The sequence below is a fragment of the Kitasatospora sp. NPDC043950 genome (assembly GCF_056435345.1).
On record NZ_JBWKER010000065.1, the window covers coordinates 1 to 25324 of the forward strand.

The following is a 25324-nucleotide window of genomic DNA, read 5'->3' on the forward strand; positions in this document are numbered from 1 at the left end:
GGGGGGGGGGTGGGGAGGGGGGGGGGGGGGGGGGGGAGGGGAGGGGGGGGGGGGGGGGTTTTGGGGGGGGGTGGGGGGGGGGGGGGGTGGGGGGTGGGGGGGGGGGGGAGGGGGGGGGGGGGGGCGGGGCCCCCCCCCCCCCCACCGCACGCGGGATCGCCGAGGCGGCCGGATCCCACCGGAGCCGTCAGATGTCGTCGTCCAGCCCCTGCTCGATCGCGTACCGCACCAGTTCCACCCGGTTGTGCAGTTGCAGCTTGCCGAGCGTGTTCTGGACGTGGTTCTGCACCGTCCGGTGCGACAGCACCAGCCGGTCGGCGATCTGCCGGTACGACAGGCCCTTGGCCACCAGGCGCAGGACCTCGGTCTCCCGGGCGGTCAGCTGTGGGACGGCCGGCGCGGAGGCCGGGGCCGGTTCGGCGGCCAGCCGGCGGAACTCGCCCAGCACCAGGCCGGCCAGGCCCGGGGTGAACACGGCGTCGCCCACGGCCGTGCGCCGCACCGCGTCCAGCAGCTCCTCCCGCCCGGCCGACTTGACCAGGTACCCGGTCGCGCCGGACTTCACCGCCTCCAGCACGTCCTGGTGCTCGCCGCTGGCCGAGAGCATCAGCACCCGCACCGCCGGGTCCTGCGCGACCACCTGGCGGCACACCTCGGCGCCGGGCAGACCGGGCAGGTTGAGGTCCAGCACGACGACCTGCGGCGAGCAGGCGCGGGCCCGGCGCACGGCCTCCTCGCCGTCGCCCGCGGTGGCCACCACGTCCAGCCCGGCCTCGGCGAGGTCCCGCGAGACGGCGTCGCGCCACATCGGGTGGTCGTCCACGACCATCACCCGTATCGGCCGGTCAGTCGTCGGCTGATCGGTCATCAGACCCCTTCCTCGGGACGCGGAGTTCGACCTCGACGCCCTCCCCGGGCGCCGAGTACAGCTCGGCCGTGCCGCCGAGGTCCAGCAGCCGGCCGCGGATGGACTGGGAGACGCCCAGCCGCCCGGCCCGCTCCGCCTCGCCGAGGCGGCCGGGGGCGAAGCCGGGGCCGTCGTCGCGGATGCTGACCGTGACGGCCTGCGGCTCGTCCTCCACCAGGATCCAGGCCCGGGCCCGCTCCCCGGCGTGCCGGCGGACGTTGTCGACGGCGGCGCCGACCGCCGCGGCCAGTTCGCCGGCCGCCCCGGCGGACAGCAGCACCGGCCCGCCGGGGGCGGACAGCGTGATCCGCTCGTCGGCGTACGGGCGCAGCAGCGCGGTGAGGTCCTGCGGCTCCCCGGCCCCGCACTCCGGCGGGCGCTGCCCCGGGATCGGGCCGCCGGTCATCAGCGCCCGCAGGGCGCGCTCCTGCTCGCCGGCCAGCCGGCCGAGTTCGGCGAAGTCGGCGTCGCCGCCCGGGCGTCCACCGGCCGCGGCCGCAGCGCCCTCGGCCGGCCGCGCGGTGAGTTCCGCGCCGTGGCGCTGGACGAGGGCGAGCACCTGGAGCACGCCGTCGTGGATGTCGCGGGAGAGCCGCTCGCGCTCCCGGGTGGCCGCCTCGACCTGGAGTGCCCGGGTGAGCGTCGCCTCGCTGGCGCGGGCCAGTTCGATGACGTAGCCGATGGCGCAGCCGGCCACCATCAGCAGCATGATGTTGTGGACGTTGTCGCCGGTCGCGCCGCCGTGGCCGAGGATGTTGGCGACGCCGATCACCGTGCCCGCGGCGGCCGCCCAGCGCCAGCCACCCTTGCCGGCGAAGCCGAGCACCGTACCGGCGGCCCAGATGGTCGGCAGGGTGGGCGCGCCGTGGCTGATCCGCACCGGGTCGTCGGTCAGGCCGCTCATCACGATGCCGGTGACGGCGAGGGTGAGGTCGGTGCCGAGCACGTACCAGGTGCAGCGCTGCGGGCCGGCGAAGGCCCGGGTGCTGGCGAGCGTCCAGAGGGTGAGCGTACCGAGGAAGATCCAGCCGGCGACGGGGTGCAGGAAGTCCAGGTAGGAATTGAGGTAGCGCAGCAGGGCGTAGCAGAGGGCTAGCAGCCGGAAGTAGGAGATGGCCTTCCACAACGGCAGTTCGACGGACATGCCCCCGGCCGCGACCGCGCCGCCGACTGCCCCGGTTCTCTCGCCGTCCGTCATCCTTCCGCCCCTCCCCCGGGCCGCGCCCGCGGTCGTCAGGCCGACCCGGTCTCCTTCGGCTCCTGCCCGGACTGCTCGGCCTTCTCCGTCGCGGCGGCCTTGTCGGCGGCGGCCTTCTCGGCCTCCGCCTCCGCCTTCTCCGCCTTGGCGGCGGCCTTGCGCTCGGCGTCGGCCTTCTTCTTGTCGTCGGCGATCTGCCGCTTGGCCGCGGTCGCGTAGATGTCCACGTACTCCTGGCCGGAGAGCCGCATGATCTCGTACATCACCTCGTCCGTCACCGAACGGAGGATGAAGCGGTCGTTCTCCATGCCGTGGTAGCGGGAGAAGTCCAGCGGGCGGCCGATCCGGATGCCGGGGCGGGTACCGAAGTTGGGGATCACCTGACCGGGCGGCTGGACCTTCTCGGTGTCGATCATGGCGACCGGGATGACCGGCGCGCCGGTGGCCAGCGCGACGCGCGCCAGGCCGCCGACCTTGCCGCGGTACAGCTTGCCGTCCGGCGAGCGGGTGCCCTCGGGGTAGACGCCGAACAGCTCGCCGCCGTCCAGCACCGCGATGGCGCTGCGGATCGCGGCCTCGCCCGCGCCGCGCACGCCCGAGCGGTCCACCGGCAGCTGGCCGACGCCCTTGAAGAACGCGGCGGTCAGCCGGCCCTTGATGCCCGGGGTGTTGAAGTACTCGGCCTTCGCGATGAAGGTCACCCGGCGTTTGATCAGCGCGGGGAAGAAGAAGGAGTCCGAGAAGGACAGGTGGTTGCTCGCGATGATGGCCGCGCCCTCGGTGGGGATGTTCTCCTCACCCTCGATCCACGGCCGGAAGAAGATCCGAAGCAGTGGCGCGACGATCATCTTCATCAGTCGGTAGAACAACCCGGGCCTCCTGTTATGCGGACCGGTCGATCCTAATGCCCCGTGGGCTCGGCCCGCGCCCCGCCCCGCCCCGGCGGGCCGCCGCCGGACTCCCGCAAGCACTCGCGCGGGGGCCGCCGCGAGGGGTGTGCGGCCCGCGCGGGAGCCGCCATGAGGGGTGTACGTCCCGGGCGGGGCCGTGGGACGATGCGGATTCCCGCAGCCTCCCCCTCCAGCGTCCCTCCCCCAGCGCCACCCGCCCGCGAAGGAGTCCGCCATGCCGTTGCTGCCCGGTGCCGAACCGTACCGCCACCGCGGCGGACCGGTGGGGGTGCTGCTGTGCCACGGCTTCACCGGGTCGCCGCAGTCGCTGCGGCCCTGGGCGGAGGAACTGGCCGCGGCCGGGTTCAGCGTGTCGCTGCCGCTGCTGCCCGGGCACGGCACCCGGTGGCGGGACATGCAGGTCACCCGCTGGGAGGACTGGTACGCCGAGGTCGAGCACGAACTGCTGACGCTGTCCGCCGAGTGCGAGCAGGTCTTCGTCTGCGCGCTGTCGATGGGCGGCGCGCTGGCGCTGCGGCTGGCCGCGCTGCACGGTCCGGCGGTGTCCGGGCTGGTGCTGGTCAACCCGTCGGTGCGCTCGGACAACCCCGCGAGTGTGCTGCTGCCGGTGCTGCGGCACCTCGTGCCGAGCGTGCCCGGGATCGCCGACGACATCGCCAAGCCCGGCGCGGTCGAGCTGGGCTACGACCGGACGCCGCTGAACGCCGCCTGGTCGCTGGGCCGGCTGTGGCGGGACGTCCGACGGCGGCTGCCGCAGGTGACCCAGCCGGTGCTGCTCTTCCGCAGTCCGCAGGACCACGTCGTCTCGCCGGCCAACTCGGAACTGGTGCTGGCCCGGATATCCTCGACCGACGTGACGGAGCGGCTGTGCCAGCGCAGCTTCCACGTCGCGACGCTGGACCACGACGCGGCGGAAATATTCGCGGCCAGCCAGGACTTCATCCGACGGCTGGCCCCCGCGCACGCGGTGGGCGTCACCGGGGTCGAATCCGACGATCACCATGGCTGAAGGGCCGGAAGTGCACGAGAGCAGCACGGCGGGCGGCGGGGACGAGGCACCCCGCGAGGACGGCGCGACGAAGGACGGCACGGCGAAGGACGGCACCGCGCAGAGCGGCGCCCCGGCGGACCGTCCGGGGGCGGACGGCGTCACCGCCCCGGCCGCGGAGGCCCCCGAAGCGACGGCCGCCGACCGGCGCCCGGCCGAACCGGACGCCACCGCGCCCGCGGAGCCCCGCACCCGGCGCGCCCCCGAGCGCAGCCAGGCCGAGCAGGACGAGATCTTCGCCGCCCTGGTCGCCCAGTTCGACGACCCCGTGGACCTCACCAATCCCAACTGGCCGGAGGTCGAGAACCTCCGGGCGCAGAGCGAGCTGAAGGGCGGCCTCAAGGACGCCCCCGGCTCCCGGACCGACCCGGACGACCTCGCCGACCTCGCCCCGCAGCCCCGCCCCCGCTCCGGTCGGCCGGTGATGCCGGCGGCGGGCTCGGGCCCGCGTGACTTCGAGCTGGCCGAGGAGACCGACGAGGACCACTACGTCCCACCGGAGCCCCCGCCGCTGCCGACCGCCGACGTCACCGCGAAGTTCGCCTGGCTCGCGGTGCTCGGCGGCCCCGCCCTGCTGCTGTTCGACGCGGTGGTGTGGCGGGAGATCGCCGGCTGGCCGGCCTGGGTCGGGATCACCGCCTTCCTCGGCGGCTTCGTCACCCTGGTGACCCGGATGAAGGACCGCGACGAGGACGAGCCCGAGGACCCGGACAACGGCGCGGTCGTCTAGGTTGCCGGAGCCTCCGGCAGCTCCAGCACCGCGAGCACCGGCAGGTGGTCGGTCGCGGCGCGCAGGTCGGCCTCGGTGACGCCGGGCAGCCCGTGCGGCACCCCGCAGCCGAGGACGGTGATCCCGGGCGTGGCGAACACGGCGTCGATCCGCTGGTAGGGGCGCTCGGGGACGGACGTGAACTCGCCGCCCCAGGGCGCGGTCGGGTACCCGTCCTGGAGCCGCGCGGCCAGCAGCTGCCAGCCCCTGCCGTCCGGGTGCTCGTTGAAGTCCCCTGCCACGATGCCGTGTTCGGCGATCCCGAGCTGGTCGAGCAGCAGCTCGAACTGGCCGTACCGCTCGTCGGCGTCCAGGCTGAGGTGGCAGCTGGTGAGGGTGAACGGCGCCGCTCCGGGCAGTCGCAGCAGCGCGGCGGCGAAGCCCCGGGCGTGCAGGCCGCGGGTCTTGGGCAGCAGCCGGTCGTGCACGCCCAGCAGTTGCGCCGCGCCGGGCCGGCCGAGCAGCAGCGGCCCGGCGGCGGTCCGGCCGCCGCCGGCCAGGACGGCCGTCCCGGTGCTCCGGGCCAGCCAGGCGGCCTGGCCCTCGGGCCGCCAGTAGCGCGGCGACTCCTGGATGCAGACCAGGTCGGGCGCGCAGGCCCGGATCACCCGGGCCAGCGCCCGCCGGTCGTCCCGCAGCGAGCGGATGTTGTAGCTGAGCAGGCGCAGCCGGCGCGGGCCGGGCGGCGGCGGTTCGGCGGGTGCCGTGGTCATGGTCCTGGTCCTCCCCGTACGTACGTGGTGCGTGGGACGACCGTACGGCAGGGCCGGGGGCGTGCGTCGGCGGCGGCGCGTCCGGGGTTGGTCGGGGTCCGGTCGCACCGCCGCCGGCGGGTTCGGGGGGTGGCTACGCGGTGCGGGCCAGGTCGGCGGCGCCGACGATGCCGGCGGCGGAGCCCATCGAGGCCAGCACGACCTCGGCGCGCGGGCGGTGGATACCGCCGGTGAGGTAGTGCTCGAAGGCCTTGGCGACCGGGTCGAGCAGCAGGCGGCCGGAATCGGAGACGCCGCCGCCGAGGACGAAGACGCCCGGGTCGAAGAGCGCGGCGAGGTCGGCCATGCCGCGGCCGAGCCAGTCGGCCAGTTCGGCGTAGCACTCCAGGGCGAGCGGGTCGCCCTCCTCGGCCGCCTCGGTGATGTGGATGCCGCGGATGGTCTCGGCGACGCCGTCGTTGAGCTCCAGCATCCGCCGGCCGCGCACCTGGTCGGCGGCGGCCTTCTCCCGGCCGTAGCGGCGCAGCGCCCGCCCGGAGCCGTACTGCTCCCAGCAGCCCTTGCCGCCGCAGCCGCAGGCCAGGCCGTCGGGGACCATGTTGAGGTGGCCGATCTCGCCGGCCACGCCGAACCGGCCGCGGTGCAGCCGGCCGTCGAGGACGATGCCGCCGCCGATGCCGGTGCCGACGGTGATCAGCACCATGTCCCGGTGGTCGGCGGCGGCGCCGAAGCGGAACTCGGCCCAGGCGGCGCAGTTGGCGTCGTTCTCGACGACGGTGTCCAGGCCGGCGAGCTCCTCGATGCGGCCGCGCAGCGGCTCGTTCTCCCAGTCGATGTTGGGAGCGAAGATCACCGTGGAACGGTTGCTGTCCACGAAGCCGGGGGCGCCGACGCCGACGGCGGTGACGTCGGGGTGCTGCTCCTTGAGCTCGCGCACGGCCTGCGCGATGGCATCGACCGCCCACTGCGGGTCGGCCGGGGTGGGCACCCTGGTCCGGGCCAGGATCGCGCCCGCCTCGTCGACCACGCCTGCCGCGATCTTGGTCCCGCCGACATCGACGCCGATGGTCAGAGCCATGTGTCCCTCAGCTATTCACTCGTTCCCGCTGGGCGGAACGGTACCGCCCAACCCTGCCCCCCGTACACAGCCTCGCATACATTAACCGAAGACAATCATGGACCAACCGGGCCGCCAAGCTTCAAAAGTCGTATCTAATCGCCCGCTTCGTCACGCACCAGAGCAACGCGATCACGGTTCGAAGGTTACGGATTCACTGCTTGGCGGACGCCTCGTCAGGCGTGTCGAGGTCGATCCGCTCGGTGGGGGAGCCCTCGCCAGCCGTCCAGCGGTGCTCGTGGCCGGCCACCGCGGCCCGGTAGGCGGCCAGCAGTTCGGTGCCCGCGGCGGCCAGTCCGGAGCCGGCGGCGGCGAGGTGGGAGTAGACCTCGGGCTGCTGGGTGCGCAGCCGGTCGGCCAGCCCGGAGAGGGTGATCAGGGTGTCGGCGCTCGCCTCCTGCGCCTTCTGGCCGACGGCGGAGGCGAGCTTGCGCACCTCGTCCACCAGCGGGCCCAGCTCCGGCCCGAACGGGTGGGCCTGCGGGCCGCCCGGCTCGGCGGTGGGCTCGGTCCGGTCGTCGGTGCTGGTCATCGCGGGCGCCTCCTCAGCCGTGGCCGCACCCCGCGGCCCTCGGGCCCGACGCTACCGGACAGCCGGTAGGGGCCCCGAAAGGGCTTCAGCCCCGGGGCCAGAGCGCCGGGTCGGGCGCGAACCGTACCGAGAGCGCCCCATCGTGCAGGCTCGCGCCGGCCACCGTGCAGCGGCGCAGCGCGGACGGCAGGGTGAGCACCCGGCGGTGGGCGCCGAGGCCGACGACCAGTTCGTCGCCGCGCCGGACGAGGTCCAGCTCGGCCCGGTCGGCGCCGGGCAGCGCGAGGTGCCAGACCAGCAGGCCATCCTCGGCGAGGCGGTCCTCGACCGGCCAGGGCTCGGGGGCCAGCCGCTCCGGGCCGGGCCCGCCCCCGTACAGGCGGTCGGCGACGGCCTCCAGGGTGGCCTCGGCCAGTCCGGTGGCCAGCACCGGGGCGTCGGTCTCGGCGGCGAGCTCGGCCAGTTCCTCCCGGCGGCGGCGGGCCAGCGCGGCCAGCCACGGGTCCGGCGAGTCGGCCGCGCCCTCGGGCAGCACTCCGTGCACCACGACGGCGTCCGGCCGGTGGCCGTGCAGGGCCAACCCGGCCCGGATCCGGCCCAGTTCCCGGTACGGGTGGCCGTCGGCGGGCACGACCAGGCGCACGCTGGTGCCGGGCGCGGCGATCGCGGCGCGGGACTCGGCGAGCACCGCGGCGGCCTTGGTCCGCCCCTCGTACAGCCACTCGGCGGGCATCGGCACGCCGGCCAGGCCGGCCAGCAGCGGGCGCAGCGCCCGGGCGGCCTGCCGCTGCTCGGGGACGAGCCGGTCCAGGTAGCGCTCCAGCTGCTCGGGCAGGGCGAGGGTGGCGATCAGCTCGGCGGGCGGTGGGGCGAGCACGACCAGGACGTCCTGGTCGGCGGCGGGCAGGGCGCGCAGCAGGGCGATCCTGGCGATGCCGGGGAGGGCGGTCAGCTCCTCGGGGTCGAGCTGCTCGGCGCCGAGCAGGTCGAGAGCGGGCTTGAGCCGGCTGGTGAGCTCGCCGGCGGCGTACCGGAAGGCGGCCTGCTCGTCGATCCGGGAGACGGTCAGGCCGGGTGCGTAGCGGGCCGGTTCGGGCTCCAGGCGGGTGCCGAGGACGCCGTCCAGGGCGCGGTGCGGGTCGTCGGCGGCCAGCAGCCAGGTGCGGTGGCCGCGCCGGGCGGCGTGCAGGGCGGTGGCGGCGGCCACCACGGGCGCGCCCGCGTCGCCGCTGACCAGGATGGTGCGTGTCGCCGTCATGCCGTCGGCCCCCGTTCCGCCGCGTCAGCCCTGGACGGGCTTCTTGCCGTCGGCGTCCTCGACGCGCTTCTTCAGACCGGCCAGGGCGCGGTCGATGATGACCTTCTCGGCCTTGCGCTTGATCATGCCGAGCATCGGGATCTTGACGTCCACGGCGAGCTGGTACGTCACCTCGGTGCGGCTGCCGGAGAGCGGGGCGAGGGAGTAGGAGCCGTCCAGCGAGCGGAGCATCTGGCTGCGCACGAGGGTCCAGCCGACCTCGCGGTCGCCGTCCCAGGTGTAGGCGAGGACGTGCTCGTCGCGGATGGCGCCGGCGTCGAGCAGCAGGCGGACCTGGGCGGCGCGGCCGTCCTCGCCGGCTTCCAGGACCTCGACCTCCTTGACCTCGCCGGTCCAGGCCGGGTAGGCGGCGAAGTCGGCGATCACGGCCATGACCGTGGCCGGGGTCGCGTCGATGGTGATGCTCGACCTGGTGTGCTCCGCCATGGAATGGCCCTCCGCGTCGTCCCTCTGCCTGCCGGTCCGGTCGAGCGTGCTCGGCCTTGTCCGCCCGGAGCAGGCTACCGCGACCAGCGATCGGCTCGGCCGCGCGGGCCGCGGCTCGGCGGGGGCCCGGCGCCGGTCGGCGGGGCATGCTACCGGCCGGTCACCTCGGGGCTGTCGTAGGGTGCCATTCGAACGACCCGGTCACGGCCTGGTCGGACCCGGCCGGGTGTGACACTTCGAACACCGGAGCCGACCCCCCTGGTCGAAGCTGCCTACCGGGCAGTAACGTCCTGCCGTCCCGCAGCGTCGCGAACGAGGAGCAGTCTTGCTCGACTTCAGCCTTCCGGCTCTCTATCAGGTACCCGGCGGCGGTAATCTCTCCGACCCTGTGCACCGGAACGCGGCGGAACACCCGGACGTCGCGGTGCTCAGCCGGAAGGTGGACGGCCGCTGGCAGGAGTTGACCGCGGTGCAGTTCCTGGCCGAGGTGCACGCCGCCGCCAAGGGTCTGATCGCCGCGGGCATCGAGCCGGGCGACCGGGTGGGCGTCATGTCCCGCACCCGGTACGAGTGGACGCTGCTGGACTTCGCGATCTGGACGGCCGGCGCGATCACCGTCCCGGTGTACGAGACCTCCTCCGCCGAGCAGGTCGAGTGGATCCTCGGCGACTCCGGCGCGGTCGCCGTCGTCACCGAGACCGACCAGCACGTCAAGGTGGTCGACGAGGTCCGCGGCCGGCTCACCGGGCTGAAGCACACCTGGCAGATCGAGGGCGGCGCGATCGCCGCGCTGGCCGAGGCCGGGAAGGACGTCCAGGACGAGACGGTGCAGGAGCGCCGCTCGACCGCGACCGCCGACTCGATCGCCACCATCGTCTACACCTCGGGCACCACCGGCCGCCCGAAGGGCTGTCAGCTGACGCACGCCAACTTCCTCGCCGAGTGCGGCAACGTGGTGGAGCGCCTGGCCCCGCTGTTCCGCACCGGCGACAGCTCCGTCCTGCTGTTCCTGCCGCTGGCCCACGTGCTCGGCCGGATCGCCGAGATCGCCACCGCGATGGCGCCGATCAAGCTGGGCCACGTCTCCGACGTCAGGGACGTCACCACCGAGCTGGCCGCCTTCAAGCCGAGCCTGATCCTGGGCGTGCCGAGAGTCTTCGAGAAGGTCTACAACACCGCCCGCGCCAAGGCCCAGGCCGACGGCAAGGGCAAGATCTTCGACAAGGCCGCCGACACCGCGATCGCCTACAGCCGGGCGCTGGACGCCGGCGGCGCGGGCCTGGGCCTGCGGATCAAGCACGCGGTCTTCGACAAGCTGGTCTACAGCAAGCTGCGCGCCGCCCTCGGCGGCCGGGCCACCCACGCCATCTCCGGCGGCGCCCCGCTCGGCGAGCGGCTGGGCCACTTCTACCGGGGCATCGGCTTCACCGTCCTGGAGGGCTACGGCCTGACCGAGACCTGCGCGGCCACCGCCTTCAACCCGTGGGACAAGCCGAAGATCGGCACGGTCGGCCAGCCGGTCCCCGGTGCCTCGGTGCGGATCGCCGAGGACGGCGAGGTCTTCTTCAAGGGCCCGCACGTCTTCACCGGCTACTGGAACAACCCGCAGGCCACCGCCGACACCCTCAAGGACGGCTGGATCGCCACCGGCGACCTCGGCTCGCTCGACTCCGAGGGCTACCTGACCATCACCGGCCGCAAGAAGGAGATCATCGTCACCGCGGGCGGCAAGAACGTCGCCCCGGCCGTGATCGAGGACCGCATCCGGGCGCACGCACTGGTCGGCGAGGTCATGGTGGTCGGCGACCGCAAGCCCTTCGTGGCCTGCCTGGTCACCGTCGACCCGGACTTCTTCCCCAAGTGGAAGGAGCTCAACGGCAAGCCCGCCACCGCCACGGTGGCCGAGCTGAGCCAGGATCCGGACCTGCTGGCCGCCCTCCAGGCCGCGGTGGACGACGGCAACGCGGCCGTCTCGCACGCCGAGGCGGTCAAGAAGTTCCGCCTGCTGGACACCGAGTTCTCCGAGGAGAGCGGCCACCTGACGCCCTCCCTCAAGCTCAAGCGCAACCTCGTGCTGAAGGACTTCGCCGCCGACATCGAGGCGATCTACCAGAAGTAGCCGGGTACGGGCCCCGCCTCCGGCGAAGGAGACGGGGCCCGCTCACGGGTCCGAGCCCGGTCTAGGCCGCCAGCAGCGAGGTCAGCCGCCCGGCCAGCAGGTCCCAGCGCCAGGAGCGCTCCACCCAGCGCCGCCCGGCCTCGCCCATCCGCCGCCGCAGCTCCTCGTCGCCCAGCAGCCGGACGATCCGCTCGGCTGCCGCGGCGGCCGAGCCGCCCGGCACCACGTACCCGGTCTCGCCCTCCAGCACCGCGTCCGGCGCGCCGCCGGAGTCGCCGGCGACCACCGGCAGACCGGTCGCCGAGGCCTCCAGGTAGACGATGCCCAGGCCCTCGACGTCCAGCCCCCCGCGCCTGGTCCGGCAGGGCATCGCGAAGACGTCCCCGGCCCCGTAGTGGGCGGGCAGCTCCTCCCACGGCACCGAGCCGGTGAAGCGCACCGAGGCCCGGACCCCCTTGGCGTCGGCCAGCTTCTCCAGGTCCGCCCGGTACGGGCCGCCGCCGACGATCAGCAGCACGGCGTCCGGCACGTCGGCGAGGATCTGCGGCATCGCCTCGATCAGCGTGTCCTGGCCCTTGCGCGGCACCAGCCGGGAGACGCAGACCACCACCGGCCGGTCCGCCAGCCCGAGCCGGCGACGCACCTCGGCGCCCCCCGAGCCCGGGTGGAAGGTCGTCTCGTCCACGCCCGGCGGCAGCTGCACCATCCGGGCCGCGGCCTGCGGCCCGACCGCGCCCGCGATCCGGGACCGGGTGTACTCCCCCAGGTAGGTCAGCACGTCGGTGCCCGCGCCGATCCGCCGCAGCAGCTGCCGGGCGGCCGGCAGCTGGGCCCAGGCGGCCTCGTGCCCGTGGGTCATGCCGAGCAGCCGCGCCGCACCGGCCCGGCGCAGCGCGGGCGCCATCAGCCCGAGCGGGGCGGCGGCGCCGAACCAGACCGAGTCGCACTTCTCCGCCCGCAGGATCTCGGCGGCCCGCCGGGTGACCCGCGGTGTGGGAACCATCACCTTCGTCCGGTCCCGGATCACCGGGAACGGCTGCTCGGCGTCGAAGCGGGCCACCTCGCTGCCGTCCCGCCAAGTGGAGGCGTACACCACGATGCTCCCGGCGGGCTGACGCACAGCCATGTTGTGCACGAAGGCCTGGATGCCGCCGGGGCGGGGCGGGAAGTCGTTGGTGACGATCAAGGTTCGGTGCATTCAGGCCACGGCTCGCTTGTCGGGGGGTGCTCGGTGTACCGCTGGGTGATCCGTACGATAGGTCAACACCATGACCCGCCGGGAACGGATCCGCGCACGGCAACCGTTTCACCCCCGGGTCAGTCCTAGAACCTAGGCGGCCGGTGGCGGCCCGGCCCAGCGTGCCGTGCCCGCCCCTCCGACCGCCCGGGCGTCCGTCGCGCGGCGCCTCCGGTGGGACGTCCGAGACGAACGAGGGAGCGCAGTGGAGTTGGCCCCGGCCACCGAGTCCGGTACACCCAGCGGCGCGGCCGGCCCCGGCCCGACGCCGGCCGCCCGGCAGGAGCCGGCCCGTGCCCCCGGCCGGCCGTTCGGGGCGCTCGCCGCACTCGGCGCCACCTGGGTGGCCACCCGGACGGTGCTGGTGCTGCTGATGACCGGCGTGGTCAAGGGGCTCGGCGGGGACATCACCGCCGACGTCTGGATGATCTACCACGCCTGGTACGGCGTCCTGCAGACCGGCACCTTCCCGTTCGACGACGTGACCTGGCAGTACCCGCCCGGCGCGGCCCTGGTGATCCTGCTGCCCGGCCTGCTGCCCTGGTCGTACCTGGTCTCCTTCTGGGTGATCTGCGGGATCGCCGACGTCGCCGCCACCGCCCTGCTGGTCCGCACCGGACTGCGCCGGGGCCGGGCACTGACCGGCGCCTGGATGTGGGTGGTGGCCGTGCCGCTGCTCGGCCCGATGGTCTACAACCGGCTGGACATCATCGTCACCGCGATCGCCCTGGCCGGCCTGCTGGCGCTGATCCGCCGCCCGGCGATCGGCGGGATGCTGCTCGGCCTGGGCGGGATCATCAAGATCTGGCCGCTGCTCGCCCTGATCGGCACCCCCTCCGGCCGCCGCACCCGCCGCGCCTGGACGCTGGCCGCGGCCACCGCCGTCTCGGTGGGCTTCCTGCTCGCGGCCGGGATGAACGGCGCCTTCGGCTTCCTCGCCTTCCAGAAGGAGCGCGGCATCGAGGTGGAGTCGCTCGGCGCGCTGCCGCTGCACTTCGCCCGGCTCGCGGACGCCTGGGACGGCAGGGTCACCATGAACTACGGCTCCCCGGAGATGCTCGGGCCGTGGGTCCCCGTGATCAGCAAGGTGATGATGGCCGGCACCGTGCTGGGCTTCGCCTGGCTGCTGCTCTGGCGCTTCACCGCCAAGCGCCGCAACGCGGCCACCATGTACGACGCGGCGCTCAGCGCGCTGCTCATCTTCACCGTCACCAGCCGGGTGATCAGCCCGCAGTACCTGGTCTGGCTGATCGGCGTCGCCGCCGTCTGCCTGACCGTGCGCAACAGCAGCCAGCGGCCGGTGGCCCTGCTGATCCTGTTCGCCTGCCCGCTGACGCTGGCCGAGTTCCCGCTGATGTTCAGCCGGATCCTCGCCAGCGAGCCCTGGGGCGTCACCGTGCTCAGCCTGCGCAACCTGCTGCTGCTGGCCGCCACCGTGCTCTCCTGCGTCCGGCTCTGGCGCGCCACCCGCGGCCCGGCACAGCTCCCGGCGACGGTGGTGCTGGCCAAGCCCGAGCCGGTGCCCGCCGGCGCCTACCCGGTGCGCCCCGGCATCGCCTACGAGCAGGACCTGCTGGACGGCATCGACCGGCCCGGCACCCCGGCCAGGCAGCGGCGCTGAACGCCGCGCGCGCCGTCAGGTCCTGTCCGGCCGATCCTGCCGGGCCCGCGACGCCGGACAGGACCTAATCGCGCAGCGCGGCCACCTCGTCCAGCCAGAGCCGGGTGAACTCGGCCAGGCCGACGCCCGGTCCGGCCCGGAGCAGCCGGTCCAGCCGGCGGTCCCGGTCCGCCCCCTCCCCGTCGGCCGCGCCGACCGCCCGGTAGAACGCCACGAGCCGCTCGGGCCCGTAGCGCCGGGCGAGCAGCTCGCAGGCGAGCCAGGCCTGCTCGTACGCCTGGGCGATGCCGTCGGCCCCCGCGGTGAAGTCCCGGTCGGCGGGCAGCGCGGTGGGCAGCCGGCCGGCGGCGACGTCCCGGGCCAGCTCGGGGGCGATCTGCTGCGGGCGCCGGCCGGAGCCCCGGTAGGCGGTCCAGTCGGCGACGCCCTCGGAGAGCCAGAGCGGTGTCCAGGCCCGGGTGTCGGCCCTGGTCGCGACGTGGGTGGCCTCGTGGGTGACGACCACCTGCCGGCCGAAGTCGCTGAGCCGCCCGAACGTGCCGGGGTTGACCAGCACCCGGTCGGCGGGGGTGTGCCAGGGCGCGCCGGGGGCGGCCGAGGTGACCGCCGCCATGCCCGCCCAGCCCGCCGGGTCGACCTCCAGCAGCCGGGCGAACTGCTCGGCGGTGGCGGGTACTTCGAGCAGCAGGCGGCCCGCCCAGCCGGTGCCCCAGACCTCGCTCACGGCGGGTGCGGCCCGGTCGGCCACCGCGACCAGACCGGCCGGGTCGGGCCCGTCGGCCAGTCCGAGCACCAGGCAGTGCGCGCCCGCCGCGGACCGGGCGGAGCCGAGGTCCCAGAGCGCCGGGGGCCCGCTCGCGCTCTCCTCCCGGTCGACCCGCCAGCCGCCGCCGGCCAGGACCAGGTCGATCCGGCGCGGGTACACCACCGGGTAGTCGTCGTACCCGGTGATCCGGACCGCCAGGTCGGCGGCGGCCGTGAGCCGCTCCGGTCCGGCGTCCGCGCCGAGCACCAGGTTGCGGTAGCCGGCCTCGATCGCCGCCGGTCCGGACCAGGAGGGCAGCGCCCGGGCCCGCGCGTCCAGCAGCGCGGCCACCTCGGCCCGCCGGTCCGACGCCCACCGGTCCGACGCCCGCCCGGCCGCGGAGGGGTCCGCCGGGGCCGCCGGCGGCAGCGACAGCTGGGCCAGCCCGCCGGCCGCGAGCAGCAGCGCACCGCGCCGGGACAGCGTCCGGCGGGCGCCGTCTATCGGGTGGGGGGCGTCGGGGTCGGACGGTGCCGGGCTCAGAGCCGGACCACCCCCGCGACCGGCATCGCGTTGACGCTCTCGTAGCGGACCTTGGCGCCCGGGTAGGGGGCGTGCACGATCACCCCGCCGCCGGCGTACATCCCGACGTGGTGCATGTCCCGGTAGAAGATCACCAGGTCTCCCGGCCGCGCTTCGGAGAGGCTGACCCGCTGCCCGGCGTACGCCTGGGCCTGCGAGGTGCGCGGCAGGGTCACTCCGGCCTGCCGCCAGCTGTAGTACATCAGACCGGAGCAGTCGAAGGCGCGGGGCCCGGTGGATCCGTAGAGGTAGGGCGAGCCGATCATCCGCACCGCGGCCGCCAGCGCGGCCGCCCCGCGCTCGGAGGCGGGCGGGGCCGTGCCGAGGTCCAGCCGGTCGGTGCCCCGGGTGGCGCGCTGCTCGGCCTCCCGGGCGTCCTGGGCGGCCATCCGGGCCCGCTCGGCGACGCCCAGGCTGTTGAGCAGCCGCTGGGCCTCGGTGAGCCGCTGCTGGATCTGCTGCTTGCTGTCGGCGAGCGAGCGACGGGCCTGGTCGAGTTCGGCGAGCTTGCCGGCGGTCTCGGTGCGGCGCTGGTCGAGCCGGCGCTGGCGGGTGGCCAGTTCGTGCAGGGTCTCCTGCTGCCGCTCGGCGGCCTGGTCGAGAGTGCGGGCCCGGGACAGGTAGCCCTCCGGGTCGGTGGAGAGCATCAGCTGGACGGTCTGGGCCATGCCGCCGCCGCGGTACTCGGCGCCGGCCACGGTGGCGAGGTCGCCGCGCAGCTGGTTGAGCTGGTCCTGGGCGACGGCGATCTCGCCCTGGAGGACGGTCGTCTCGCCCTGGAGCCGCTGCTGCGCCTCCTGGGCGGCGTTGTACTTCTCGGACGCCTGCTCGGCCTCGCCGTAGAGCTGCTCCACCTGCGCCTTGACGTCCTTGCGGGTGGGCGTGTCCGGCGCGGCGGGGGCGGCCTGGGCGCTGCCGCCCGTCGTCACACCCAGGGCGGTGGCGGCGGCCGCGGTCAGCACCAGCGCACGGGCGAGCAGTTGGGAACGACGGTGCACGGGCATGGCGGCAGCGGCTCCGATCCGGCGGTGGGCCCCGCCGCCGCCCCAACGCGGGCGGCCCTGGAAGCGGAGTCCGGTGGCAGACGTTAGCGAGTCCGGGCAACCGAGTCCAAACCCCTGCCAACCCGAATATTTGACCCGCAATCGGACATCAGTCCGATGCGCCGGAAAAGCCGCAGGCCCGGCCTTCCGTGGTGGAAGGCCGGGCCTGGGAGGGCCTGAGCGGGGATCAGACCCGCACGATGGAGGTCAGCGGCATGTTGCCGACGGCCTCGTAGCGGACCGACGCGCCCGGCTTGGGCGCGTGCAGCACCTGGCCGTTGCCCGCGTAGATGCCGACGTGGTGGGCGTCCCCGTAGAAGATCAGCAGGTCGCCGGGCTGGGCCTGGGAGAGGTCGGTGCCGATCCGGGTACCGGCGTGGGCCTGCTCCTGCGAGGTGCGCGGCAGCGAGACGTCGACCTGGTTGAACGCCCAGACCATCAGGCCCGAGCAGTCGAAGGAGCCGGGGCCGGAGGCGCCGTAGACGTACGGGCTGCCGATCTTGGAGGCGGCGATGGACAGCGCCGCGGCGCCGCGCGAGCTGCCGGCGCTCGGCTTGGTGACCGGCGCGGCGGGGGCCTGCGACGCGCTCAGGTCGGTGCGGCTGTTGTCGCGGGAGGAGCGGTCGGCGGCCTGCTGGGCCGCCGCCTGCTGCTGGGCGGCCTTCGCGGCGGCGTCGGCCTTCGACTTGGCCTCGGCGGCGGCCTTCTCCTCGGCCGCGCGGATCGCCTGGCGCTCCTGCTCGGACAGGGTGTTGAAGAGGTCCTGCGCGGCCTTGAGCTTGCCCTGGACCTCGTCCTTGGCGCTCTTCAGCTGCTGGGTGGTGGTCTCCATCTCGGCGAGCTTGCCCTGGGCCTCGGAGCGCACCTGGTCGAGCTTGCGCTGCTCGTCCTGGAGCTGCTTGAGCTGGCCCTTCTGGGTGCCGCCGGCCTGGTTCAGCGTGTCGGCCTGGCTCAGGAAGGTGTCCGGGCTGGCGGAGAACATCAGCTGGACGGTCTGGGATATGCCGCCGTTGCGGTACTGCTCGCCGGCGATCTCGGCCAGGCCGCCCTGGAGGTCGGTCACCTGCCCCTGCTGCCGCGCCACCTGGTCCTGCAGGTCGGTGACCTGCTTCTGCAGCTGCTGCTGCTTCTCCTGGGCGGCGTTGAGCTTCTCGGTCGCGACCTCGGCCTGCTCGTTGAGCTGGTCGACCTGCTCCTTGACCTGGTCCTTGGTCGGCTGCGGGTCGGCGTGGGCGCCGGACTGCGCGGACAGCGCGACGGCCGCCGCGGCGAAGCCGGTCAGGATCGAGACCCGGGTGCGACTGGCGGGCTTGGGACGACGATGGGACGCCACGAAGGCGGACTCCTTCTTCCTACGCCGTCTACCGGGTGAGCTGACGGGTTCGGGCCGGAAGCGTGCCCTACGACGCCTCACGGCCGTTCCACCGGCCGACCTGGCGCCGATTCACCCCGGAGGAACGTGGTTCCCCGGCTCCGTTCGACAGCACCCCCGACTGCTGGGCTCCCCGTCGGGCAGGCACTGGGCCCGCCCCGCTGCGTCACGAACTCGACGGAAACCACCGCCGTCACCCTGGCTGGGCGATCGGGAGTGCGGTGGTTCGGGGCACGACCCTAGTAACTGAACCGTGATCCGTTCAAATCCTTGTCAGAAAAAAGACGGAAGAAGACCAAAGTTCTTTTGTGAATATGACACATAGTGATCACCGTCGTACGCAAAGCTGATCACTCTTCACCGGGGACTCGCGCTGCGGACAAAACCCGAACGCCACCCCCGGTCGGAGGGTGGCGTGGATCACAGGCCCGGACGGGGCCCTTCGGGCGTGTCGGGCCGTCAGACCCGGCGGATCGTGTTGATCGGCATCGCGTCGACCTTCATCACCTTCACCACGTCGCCGGTGTGCGGCGCGTGCACCACCATGCCGTTGCCGATGTACATCCCGACGTGGTGCCGGTCGGCGCCGTAGATGACCAGGTCGCCCGGCTGGGCCTGGTCCAGCGAGACCCTGGTGCCGACGTTGCCCTGCTCCTGCGAGGTGCGCGGCAGCGAGACGCCGGCCTGGCCGTACGCCCAGACCATCAGGCCCGAGCAGTCGAAGGTGGTCGAGCCGGTGGCGCCCCACACGTACGGCGAGCCCTGCTTGCTCATCGCCTTGGCCACGGCCACGCCCGCGTAGCCGCCGGCCTGCGGGAGGCTGCCGAGGTCGGCACGGTCGCTGCCGCGCGAGGCGCGGTCGTCCTGCTGCTGCTGGGCCCGCAGCGCGGCGCGGTCGGAGGCGCTGAGCGAGTTCAGCAGGTCCTGCGCGGCCTTCAGCTTCTGGTTGACGTCCGTCTTGGCCTGGTTCAGGTCCTTGGTGGTGGAGTCGAGCGAGGCCAGGACGGCGGCGGCCTCGGACTTCTCCTGGTCCAGCCGGCGCTGCTGGTCCAGCAGTCCCTTGAGCGCCTCCGACTCGCTGGCGCTGGCCTGCTGGGCGCTGGACGCCTTCTCCAGGTAGCCCGACGGGTCCGAGGAGAGCATCAGCTGGACGGACGGGTCGATGCCGCCGGTGCGGTACTGCTCGCCCGCCACGCCGGCCAGGCCGGTCTGGAGCTGGGTCATCTCGTCCTGGCTGCGGGCCACCTTGTCCTGCAGTTGGTCGGACTGCTTGCGGAGCTGGTCGGCCCGCTCCTTGGCGCCGTTGTACTTCTCCGCCGCCTGCTCCTGGTCCTGCTGGAGCTGGTCGATCTGCGCCTTGACGTCGCTCTTGCTCGGCTGGGGCGCGGCGTGCGCGGCGACCTGCGCGGAGAGGGCGACCGCGGTCGCCGCGGCAGCGGTGAGCACGGAGACCCGGGCGCGGCTCGGCTGCTTGGGACGGCGGTGGGAGGCCAAGGGAATTGCTCCTTCTTCCATCGGCCTCACCCGATCAGGTGAGAATCCGGAAAATAGGTTTGACGCCACACCCTAGGGAAGATCCACGGGTTTTGCCACTCCCCCGAAGGCGTGAACTCCACTTCCCCCGCAGGCTTCACTGGATGTGCACACCGCCGCAAACCGGGCGCTGACCAGGCGTCATCCCGCCGCGGCAGCCGTCAGGGCCGCGCCAGCCGGTTCAGCAGCAGAACGGAAGCCACGGGGCGCGCGCCAGCCTTCCGCACGCCCTCCGCGACCTCCCGGTCGGTGGACACCACCACCACCGGACGACCCTGCGGCTCGGCCCGCACCAGACGGCGGATCAGCTCGTCCGCGGTCTCGCCGGTCCGGCTGAACCGCACCCGCACCCCGCGCGGTGGCGCCATGATCACCGGAACGTCCAGGTCCTGCCCGTCGAACACGCAGGTGACCTCCGCCTGCGTGCGCTGGGCCAGCATCGCCAGCCCGCCCAGCAGCCGGATCCGCTGCTGCTCCAGCGGCAGCGTCGGATAGCCCGTCTTGGTCACGTTGTAGCCGTCCACCACCAGGTGCACCTGCGGGATCGCCAGCAGCTGGTCCAGCAGCGCCGGATCGTCGTCGGCCAGACCGCGCCGGGCCACGTCGTGCGGCGAGGCCGCACCCGGCACCACCGCCTCCACCAGGTCCCCCGGCCGGATCTGGGAGACCGGCAGCGCCAGCTCCCGCTGGAGCCCCTGCGCCGACTGCAGCACCGTGTCCAGCAGCAGCCGCAGCCGCATGTCCTCGACGCTGCGGCCCTCGCGGGCCGACCGGCGGCCCTGCTCGGCCGCCGTCTCCAGCTCGCCGACCCGGTGCCGCAGCCGCCGTGCCTCGGACTCCGCGGCGCCACGCTCGGCGGCCGCCTGCGCCCTCGCGGCCTCCAGCTCGGCGGTCAGCCGCCTGGTCTCGGCCTGCGCCCGGCGGGTGTCGCTCTCCAGCGAGCGCACCTTCTTCCGCAGCGACTCGGCCTCCCGGCGGACGTCCTCGGACTCCGCGCGCTGCCGCTCCAGGTCCGCCCGGGCGGCGGACCGCAGCTCGGCGAGCTCCGCCTGCAACTTCTCCGCCAGCCGGGTGGCCTCGGCAGCCGCGCCCTCGGCGCCGGCCCGCTCGGCCTCCTCCCCGGCCTCGGCCACCAGCCGGCTCCAGCCGGCCGACCGCACCAGGTAGGCGGCGGCCGCGACGTCCATCGGATCGGCGGCGCCCGGAACGCTGCCCGACTCCAACGCCTTCACCAGGTCCGGCTGGCCCAGCCTCAGCCGCTCCGCTATCCGCACCCGGAACGCCGGCTCCGACTCCAGCGCCGCGGCCAGCGCCGTGGCCGCGTACTTGGCCCGCCGGGCCGGGGTGAACTTGACGTACTGGCGCAGGCTCTGCGGCAGCTCGCCAGGCGGCAGCCCGCCGAGCGCGTCCGAGGCCAGGCCGACCACGCGCCGGCGCACGCCCTCGGGCAGCGGCCGGTCCAGCTTCTCGGCACCACGCTCCGGCGCCACCTCGCCGGAACCCGCCGCCCCGCCGGGGCCCACCGACTCATCGGAACCCGCCGCCCCGCCGACGGCCGCGGGCTCGGACGGAGCCGCGTCGGCGGCCCGCGCCTGCACGGCCGCAGCGGGCTGAAGCCCCTGCGCTTCGGCGGGCTCCCTCGCTGCGTCCACCACGTCCTCGGCTCCGATCCTGGTCCTACGGGGTCACGGCCCGCGGCCGCCGCCCTGTCGTCACGCTCCGTGCGTCCTGTCTGTATTGTCCCAGCGCGGCGGGCAGGCGCGCCGCGCACCCGCCCCCGCGCCGTCGGGCGTCAGCCCTGGTCGGCGGAGGCCTCCGCGTTCTCGGCGCCCGGACGGGCCACCAGCTCGACCTGGTCCACGGCGTTGCACCAGCGGCAGCGCACCGACTCGATCGTCTCGCTCAGCACCTCGGTATCCTCGACCTTGGACTCGCCGGCCAGGTCGAAGTGCAGGAACTCGGTGACCCGCGCGGTGCGGGTCACGTCGAAGCGGGTGAGGTTTCCGCACAGGGTGCAGCGCCAGCGCGTCTCGGCGGTCAGGGCGGGGACGGTCATCGGGGGTCCTCTCGGGTGGTCCCTGGGTGGGCTAGGCGCTCCCCCCGGAGCCCCGGCGTCGGCGGCGGGAGGCGGGATTGCCCGCCCCAAGCCTATTGCCTGAGGCAACCATCCCGGCCACCAGTCAGGAGAACGAGCGGGCTAGTCCACCTGCCGTACAAGGCCGTGTCACACGCCCGACACGGAGGGATGCTTGGCCGCATGGCACTGACGGCCCCCGGGCACACCGACGCGCGGGGCGAGCACCCGTCCGTGCCCGCCCCGGCGGTCACCTACGCCCTGATCGCGGTCAACACCCTGGTGTTCCTGCTGGGCCCGGCCGCCGGGCTCAACCCGCTGTACGGCACCGGCCAGTCCCGGCTCTGCGCGGAGCAGCGGTACGAGCAGCGCTGGGGCGTCATCCCCGCCGAGGTGCTGGCCGGCCGCCCGCTGACCGCCGAGCAGCTGGCCCAGGCCCCCGACCCGGCCCCGGGCTGCCCGGCCGCGCCCACCCCGGGCAAGCACCCGGCGCTGTCCGTCCTCACCGGGCTCTTCGTGCACGCCGGCTGGCTGCACCTGCTGGGCAACCTGCTCTTCCTCCACGTCTTCGGCCCCACCGTCGAACGGCGGCTGGGCCGGGCCCGGTTCGCCGTCTTCTACCTGGCCGCCGGCAGCCTGGCCACGTACGGCTTCGCCCTCGCCGAGGCGCACTCCCCGGGCTCCACCCGGGTGCTGATCGGCGCCTCCGGCGCGATCTCCGCCGTCCTCGGCGCCTACCTGCGCTTCCATCCGCGCGCCCGGGTGACGACGCTCGTCCCGCTGCTGCTGTTCCTGCCGCTGCGCTTCCCGGCCTGGCTGGTGCTCGGCCTCTGGTTCGCCCTGCAGTGGTGGTCGGTCCACTCGGCCGGGCCCGGGGTGGCCTATCTGGTTCACGTGATCGGCTTCTCGGCGGGCTTCCTCTACGCCTGCACGGCGGTCAGCCACCCCCCGAGACGACCCGGCTGACGCCCGATACGCTGGCGGCACCCCACAAAGGAGCCCGAACAGTGATCACCGCCATCGTCCTGATCAAGACCAGTGTCGACCGCATCCCGGAGATCGCCGAAGCCATCGCGGCCATCGAGGGCGTCAGCGAGGTGTACTCGGTGACCGGTGGCTACGACCTGGTGGCGATGGTCCGGGTGCGCCGGCACGACGATCTGGCCGCGGTCATCCCGGGCCGGCTGAACAAGGTCCCGGGCGTGGCCCACACCGAGACCCAGATCGCCTTCCGCACCTACTCCCAGCACGACCTCGAGGCCGCCTTCGCCCTCGGCCTGGACGAGTAGGCCCCTCGGCCCCGCCGACCGGGCCCCTCAGCCCTGCTGACGCCCCCGGTCGACCTGCACGGTGGCGACGCAGCGCCCGCCCTCGTTGCGGTAGTTCCACGCGGCACCGTCCGTGACCAGCTCGCGCACGGCGGTCAGGAAGCGGTCGACGTGCTCGTCCGGGGTCCCGGCCCCGAAGCTCACCCGGATCGCGTTCAGGCTGCGCTCGCCGGGCAGCGACGGCTCGGGCGCCCCGCACTCGGAGGGGGAGACCTCTTCGTCCCCGAGCAGGGTGCGCAGCAGCGGGTGCGCGCAGAACAGGCCGTCGCGGACCCCGATGCCGTACTCGGCGGACAGCGCGGCCGAGAAGTGCGAGCTGTTCCAGCCCTGGACGACGAAGGACAGCACGCCCACCCGGGCCGCCTCGGCGCCGAACAGGGTCAGCACCTTGACCTGCGGGATCTCCGCCAGCCCGGCGGTCAGCCGGGCGATCAGCTGCCGCTCCCGGGCCTCCAGCACGTCGAAGCCCGCCTCGCTCAGCGCCCGGCAGGCCGAGGCGATCGCGTAGGCGCCGATGACGTTCGGCGAGCCGGCCTCGTGCCGGGCCGGACCGGAGTGCCACTGGACGGCCACCGAGCCGTCGGTCCCCCGGGCCACCGTCCGGGTCGCCCCGCCGCCGGCCAGGTACGGGTCGGCCGCGTCCAGCCAGTCCGCCCGGCCGGCCAGCACGCCGGCGCCGAAGGGCGCGTAGATCTTGTGGCCGGAGAAGGCGATCCAGTCGACGTCCAGCTCGCGCACCGAGACCCGGTGGTGCGGGGCCAGCTGGGCGGCGTCCAGCACCACCCGGGCGCCGTGCCGGTGCGCGGTCCCGGTCAGCTCGGCGACCGGCCACAGCTCGCCGGTCACGTTGGAGGCTCCGGTGACGCAGAGCAGCTTGGGGCCCTCGGGCGCCTCGGCGAGCGCGGCGTCCAGGGCGGCGACCGCCTCGGCGTGCGAGCGCGGCGCGCGCAGGTAGTGGACGTCGAGCCCGGCGTGCGCCCAGGGCAGCAGCGAGGCGTGGTGCTCGGTCTCGAAGGCGAACACCCGGGTCCCGGCCGGGACGGCCGAGGCGAGCAGGTTCAGCGAGTCGGTGGTGGCCCGGGTGAAGACCACCTGGTCGCCCTCGCGCAGGTCGAGGAACTCGGCGACGGTGCGGCGGCTCTGCTCGAACAGGTCGGTGGACAGCTGGGAGAGGTACCCCGCGCCGCGGTGCACGCTGCCGTAGTAGGGGGCGTAGGCGGAGACGTCGTCCCAGACCCGCTGGAGCGCCGGGGAGCTGGCCGCGTAGTCGAGGGCCGCGTACCCGACCTTCTCGCCGCTGGCGAGCGGGACCTGGACGTCGTGGCCGAGGACGGCGAGGGGGGCGCAGATTTCGGTGGCGATCGACATGAGGATGCACTCCTTCTGGGGGTGTGGGACCCCGGGAGTGCTAAGTCGTCGGGCGTCCGCGCTTGCCGCACGGACGATTCGCCGAGCGACCCGGTCCTCACCCAGGGCACCCCGCCACGGACGGAGGGTTGCCGGACAGCAAGCTGGGGCTTGACGCTGTCACTCATGACCTGGCCAAGACTCTAGGTCGCGCCCAGCGAGTGGTCAAACAGGCATCCACCATCCGGACAGCCGAGGAGCCCGCGCCGGCGTTCCGGCACGGGCTCCCAAGTACCGCCTCACACCCGGCTGGTGGCCTCCGACCAACGCCGCAGCAGCTCCTGCGCCGCGCCCGAGTCGATGGCCCGCTCGGCCCGCGCCATGCCCGCCGCGAGCTGTTCGGTGAGCGGCGCCTCACCCAGGTCGAGCGCGACCAGCGCCGCCGCCGTGTTCATCAGGACGGCGTCCCTCACCGCCCCGCGCTCGCCGGCCAGCAGCCGCCGCGCGACCTCGGCGTTGTACGAGGGGTCCGCCCCGCGCAGCGCCTCGATGCCGACCAGCTCGACGCCGACGTCCCGCGGGTCGAAGGCGGTCTCGGTGACGGTCCCGTCCCGCACGATCCACACCTGCGAGGTGGTGGTGATGGTCAGCTCGTCCAGGCCGTCGTCGCCCCGGAAGACCAGGCCGGTCGAGCCGCGCCGGGCGAGCACGCCGGCGATCAGTCCGGCGAGCCGGGTGTCGAAGCAGCCGATCGCGTGCGAGGTGACCTTGGCCGGGTTGGTCAGCGGGCCGAGGATGTTGAACGCGGTCGGCACCCCGAGGTCGCGCCGGGCGGTGGCGGCGTGCCGCATCGACGGGTGGAACTTGGCCGCGAAACAGAAGGTCAGCCCGACCTCCTCGGCGATCTCGGCGACCCGCCGGGCCGACAGGTCGAGGCGGACGCCGAGCTTCTCCAGCACGTCCGAGGAGCCGCTGGCCGAGGAGGAGGCCCGGTTGCCGTGCTTGACCACCTTGGCGCCGGCCGCGGCCGCGACGATCGCCGACATGGTGGAGATGTTGACGGTCTTGGCCCGGTCGCCGCCGGTGCCGACGATGTCCACGGCCGGGCCGGGGATGTCCAGCGGCTCGGCGTGCGCGTACATCGCGTCCACCAGGCCGGTGATCTCGTCGACCGTCTCACCCTTGGCCCGCAGCGCCACCATGAACCCGGCCACCTGGACGGGGGACGCCTCGCCGCTCATGATCCGGTCCATCGCCCACGCGGTGGCCGAGCGGTCGAGGTCCTCCCCCTTCAACAGCGCCGCCAGGACGTCCGGCCAGGTGCGGACCACCTGCGCGGGTGCGGTACCACCGTTCGCAGGGTTCACGTTCACCATGGCTGACT

23 protein-coding genes and 2 riboswitches are annotated in these 25324 nt (G+C 74.2%); of the genes, 6 read left to right on the plus strand and 17 right to left on the minus strand.

Annotation, left to right across the window (positions count from 1 at the left end; genetic code table 11):
* Nucleotides 1-187 precede the first annotated feature (187 nt).
* From AC07BF_RS32410 to AC07BF_RS32420, 3 genes are read right to left on the minus strand one after another with little or no spacing between them, the layout of a single operon-like run.
* Nucleotides 188-868 carry a response regulator gene (locus tag AC07BF_RS32410; protein ID WP_478316891.1) on the minus strand — a complete coding sequence of 227 codons (681 nt, stop codon included), beginning with the start codon at nucleotides 866-868 and terminating at the stop codon, nucleotides 188-190.
* Nucleotides 846-2105, minus strand: coding sequence for a MacS family sensor histidine kinase (gene macS, locus AC07BF_RS32415; protein WP_400805632.1), 1260 nt, complete (start codon nucleotides 2103-2105; stop codon nucleotides 846-848). The genes AC07BF_RS32410 and macS overlap by 23 nt, the downstream gene beginning before the upstream one ends.
* 35 nt (nucleotides 2106-2140) lie before the next feature.
* On the minus strand, nucleotides 2141-2974 hold the full coding sequence (locus AC07BF_RS32420; protein ID WP_363582970.1) for a lysophospholipid acyltransferase family protein: 834 nt from the start codon (nucleotides 2972-2974) through the stop codon (nucleotides 2141-2143).
* A 256-nt stretch (nucleotides 2975-3230) separates the two neighbouring features.
* Here AC07BF_RS32420 and AC07BF_RS32425 point away from each other — a divergent pair, with 256 nt between their 5' ends.
* Both AC07BF_RS32425 and AC07BF_RS32430 read left to right on the plus strand, forming a co-directional pair.
* On the plus strand, nucleotides 3231-4025 hold the full coding sequence (locus AC07BF_RS32425) for an alpha/beta hydrolase (RefSeq protein WP_363582972.1): 795 nt from the start codon (nucleotides 3231-3233) through the stop codon (nucleotides 4023-4025).
* The gene (locus AC07BF_RS32430) at nucleotides 4018-4794 is read left to right on the plus strand and encodes a hypothetical protein (protein ID WP_363582974.1); all 777 of its coding nucleotides are present in this window, start codon (nucleotides 4018-4020) and stop codon (nucleotides 4792-4794) included. The genes AC07BF_RS32425 and AC07BF_RS32430 overlap by 8 nt, the downstream gene beginning before the upstream one ends.
* Here the strand turns inward: AC07BF_RS32430 and AC07BF_RS32435 are convergent.
* The 5 genes from AC07BF_RS32435 to AC07BF_RS32455 form a co-directional block, all read right to left on the minus strand.
* Nucleotides 4791-5546: an endonuclease/exonuclease/phosphatase family protein gene (locus AC07BF_RS32435; protein WP_478334300.1), complete on the minus strand. Its 756-nt coding sequence runs from the start codon at nucleotides 5544-5546 to the stop codon at nucleotides 4791-4793. The genes AC07BF_RS32430 and AC07BF_RS32435 overlap by 4 nt on opposite strands.
* A gap of 133 nt (nucleotides 5547-5679) precedes the next feature.
* Nucleotides 5680-6624, minus strand: a complete 945-nt coding sequence (locus AC07BF_RS32440) for an ROK family glucokinase (protein ID WP_363582978.1) — start codon at nucleotides 6622-6624, stop codon at nucleotides 5680-5682.
* 193 nt (nucleotides 6625-6817) lie between these two features.
* Nucleotides 6818-7195, minus strand: coding sequence for a DUF5304 family protein (locus tag AC07BF_RS32445; protein ID WP_363582980.1), 378 nt, complete (start codon nucleotides 7193-7195; stop codon nucleotides 6818-6820).
* 85 nt (nucleotides 7196-7280) lie between these two features.
* Nucleotides 7281-8453, minus strand: coding sequence for an ArsA family ATPase (locus AC07BF_RS32450; RefSeq protein WP_363628796.1), 1173 nt, complete (start codon nucleotides 8451-8453; stop codon nucleotides 7281-7283).
* A gap of 24 nt (nucleotides 8454-8477) precedes the next feature.
* On the minus strand, nucleotides 8478-8939 hold the full coding sequence (locus tag AC07BF_RS32455; protein WP_350884431.1) for an SRPBCC family protein: 462 nt from the start codon (nucleotides 8937-8939) through the stop codon (nucleotides 8478-8480).
* Between the two features lie 325 nt (nucleotides 8940-9264).
* Here AC07BF_RS32455 and AC07BF_RS32460 point away from each other — a divergent pair, with 325 nt between their 5' ends.
* A complete protein-coding gene (locus AC07BF_RS32460) occupies nucleotides 9265-11058 on the plus strand; it encodes an AMP-dependent synthetase/ligase (protein WP_478334301.1) in 1794 nt (597 codons plus the stop codon).
* Between the two features lie 61 nt (nucleotides 11059-11119).
* Here the strand turns inward: AC07BF_RS32460 and AC07BF_RS32465 are convergent, their stop codons facing one another.
* Complete coding sequence (locus AC07BF_RS32465) at nucleotides 11120-12256, minus strand: glycosyltransferase family 4 protein (RefSeq protein ID WP_363582986.1); 1137 nt, start codon at nucleotides 12254-12256, stop codon at nucleotides 11120-11122.
* A 244-nt stretch (nucleotides 12257-12500) separates the two neighbouring features.
* On the opposite strand from AC07BF_RS32465, the gene AC07BF_RS32470 reads away from it, so the two are divergent.
* Entirely contained in the window at nucleotides 12501-13916 is a 1416-nt protein-coding gene (locus AC07BF_RS32470; protein WP_478334302.1) for a glycosyltransferase 87 family protein, read from the plus strand.
* Between the two features lie 64 nt (nucleotides 13917-13980).
* Here AC07BF_RS32470 and AC07BF_RS32475 read toward each other — a convergent pair whose 3' ends face one another.
* The 6 genes from AC07BF_RS32475 to AC07BF_RS32500 form a co-directional block, all read right to left on the minus strand.
* Nucleotides 13981-15012 (minus strand): hypothetical protein, encoded by a 1032-nt coding sequence (locus AC07BF_RS32475; RefSeq protein ID WP_478316884.1) that lies wholly within the window; start codon nucleotides 15010-15012, stop codon nucleotides 13981-13983.
* A gap of 188 nt (nucleotides 15013-15200) precedes the next feature.
* Nucleotides 15201-16247 (minus strand): C40 family peptidase, encoded by a 1047-nt coding sequence (locus AC07BF_RS32480; RefSeq protein WP_363582992.1) that lies wholly within the window; start codon nucleotides 16245-16247, stop codon nucleotides 15201-15203.
* Between the two features lie 226 nt (nucleotides 16248-16473).
* Complete coding sequence (locus AC07BF_RS32485; RefSeq protein ID WP_400987838.1) at nucleotides 16474-17619, minus strand: C40 family peptidase; 1146 nt, start codon at nucleotides 17617-17619, stop codon at nucleotides 16474-16476.
* A 10-nt stretch (nucleotides 17620-17629) separates the two neighbouring features.
* Nucleotides 17630-17779: riboswitch (cyclic di-AMP (ydaO/yuaA leader) on the minus strand.
* A gap of 338 nt (nucleotides 17780-18117) precedes the next feature.
* On the minus strand, nucleotides 18118-19152 hold the full coding sequence (locus tag AC07BF_RS32490) for a C40 family peptidase (protein WP_400987840.1): 1035 nt from the start codon (nucleotides 19150-19152) through the stop codon (nucleotides 18118-18120).
* 200 nt (nucleotides 19153-19352) lie between these two features.
* Entirely contained in the window at nucleotides 19353-20714 is a 1362-nt protein-coding gene (locus AC07BF_RS32495; RefSeq protein WP_400805698.1) for an NYN domain-containing protein, read from the minus strand.
* 269 nt (nucleotides 20715-20983) lie between these two features.
* Nucleotides 20984-21247: a hypothetical protein gene (locus AC07BF_RS32500; RefSeq protein ID WP_400805617.1), complete on the minus strand. Its 264-nt coding sequence runs from the start codon at nucleotides 21245-21247 to the stop codon at nucleotides 20984-20986.
* A gap of 201 nt (nucleotides 21248-21448) precedes the next feature.
* On the opposite strand from AC07BF_RS32500, the gene AC07BF_RS32505 reads away from it, so the two are divergent.
* Nucleotides 21449-22231, plus strand: a complete 783-nt coding sequence (locus tag AC07BF_RS32505; protein ID WP_363618850.1) for a rhomboid family intramembrane serine protease — start codon at nucleotides 21449-21451, stop codon at nucleotides 22229-22231.
* 41 nt (nucleotides 22232-22272) lie between these two features.
* Nucleotides 22273-22554: an Lrp/AsnC ligand binding domain-containing protein gene (locus tag AC07BF_RS32510; RefSeq protein ID WP_063347281.1), complete on the plus strand. Its 282-nt coding sequence runs from the start codon at nucleotides 22273-22275 to the stop codon at nucleotides 22552-22554.
* A 27-nt stretch (nucleotides 22555-22581) separates the two neighbouring features.
* On the opposite strand, the gene AC07BF_RS32515 is transcribed toward AC07BF_RS32510, so the two are convergent.
* Both AC07BF_RS32515 and trpD read right to left on the minus strand, forming a co-directional pair.
* The gene (locus tag AC07BF_RS32515; RefSeq protein ID WP_363583002.1) at nucleotides 22582-23961 is read right to left on the minus strand and encodes an aminotransferase class V-fold PLP-dependent enzyme; all 1380 of its coding nucleotides are present in this window, start codon (nucleotides 23959-23961) and stop codon (nucleotides 22582-22584) included.
* 53 nt (nucleotides 23962-24014) lie between these two features.
* A riboswitch (SAM riboswitch) is annotated at nucleotides 24015-24132 on the minus strand.
* Between the two features lie 107 nt (nucleotides 24133-24239).
* A complete protein-coding gene (trpD, locus tag AC07BF_RS32520; protein ID WP_363583004.1) occupies nucleotides 24240-25316 on the minus strand; it encodes an anthranilate phosphoribosyltransferase in 1077 nt (358 codons plus the stop codon).
* Between the last annotated feature and the right edge of the window lie 8 nt (nucleotides 25317-25324).

Coding starts and splice junctions, on each gene's coding strand:
- AC07BF_RS32410 (WP_478316891.1), bottom strand. CDS start 868: ATGACCGATCAGCCGACGACTGACCGGCCGATACGGGTGATGGTCGTG.
- macS (WP_400805632.1), bottom strand. CDS start 2,105: ATGACGGACGGCGAGAGAACCGGGGCAGTCGGCGGCGCGGTCGCGGCC.
- AC07BF_RS32425 (WP_363582972.1), top strand. CDS start 3,231: ATGCCGTTGCTGCCCGGTGCCGAACCGTACCGCCACCGCGGCGGACCG.
- AC07BF_RS32430 (WP_363582974.1), top strand. CDS start 4,018: ATGGCTGAAGGGCCGGAAGTGCACGAGAGCAGCACGGCGGGCGGCGGG.
- AC07BF_RS32435 (WP_478334300.1), bottom strand. CDS start 5,546: ATGACCACGGCACCCGCCGAACCGCCGCCGCCCGGCCCGCGCCGGCTG.
- AC07BF_RS32440 (WP_363582978.1), bottom strand. CDS start 6,624: ATGGCTCTGACCATCGGCGTCGATGTCGGCGGGACCAAGATCGCGGCA.
- AC07BF_RS32445 (WP_363582980.1), bottom strand. CDS start 7,195: ATGACCAGCACCGACGACCGGACCGAGCCCACCGCCGAGCCGGGCGGC.
- AC07BF_RS32450 (WP_363628796.1), bottom strand. CDS start 8,453: ATGACGGCGACACGCACCATCCTGGTCAGCGGCGACGCGGGCGCGCCC.
- AC07BF_RS32455 (WP_350884431.1), bottom strand. CDS start 8,939: ATGGCGGAGCACACCAGGTCGAGCATCACCATCGACGCGACCCCGGCC.
- AC07BF_RS32465 (WP_363582986.1), bottom strand. CDS start 12,256: ATGCACCGAACCTTGATCGTCACCAACGACTTCCCGCCCCGCCCCGGC.
- AC07BF_RS32480 (WP_363582992.1), bottom strand. CDS start 16,247: ATGCCCGTGCACCGTCGTTCCCAACTGCTCGCCCGTGCGCTGGTGCTG.
- AC07BF_RS32500 (WP_400805617.1), bottom strand. CDS start 21,247: ATGACCGTCCCCGCCCTGACCGCCGAGACGCGCTGGCGCTGCACCCTG.
- AC07BF_RS32505 (WP_363618850.1), top strand. CDS start 21,449: ATGGCACTGACGGCCCCCGGGCACACCGACGCGCGGGGCGAGCACCCG.
- AC07BF_RS32515 (WP_363583002.1), bottom strand. CDS start 23,961: ATGTCGATCGCCACCGAAATCTGCGCCCCCCTCGCCGTCCTCGGCCAC.
- trpD (WP_363583004.1), bottom strand. CDS start 25,316: ATGGTGAACGTGAACCCTGCGAACGGTGGTACCGCACCCGCGCAGGTG.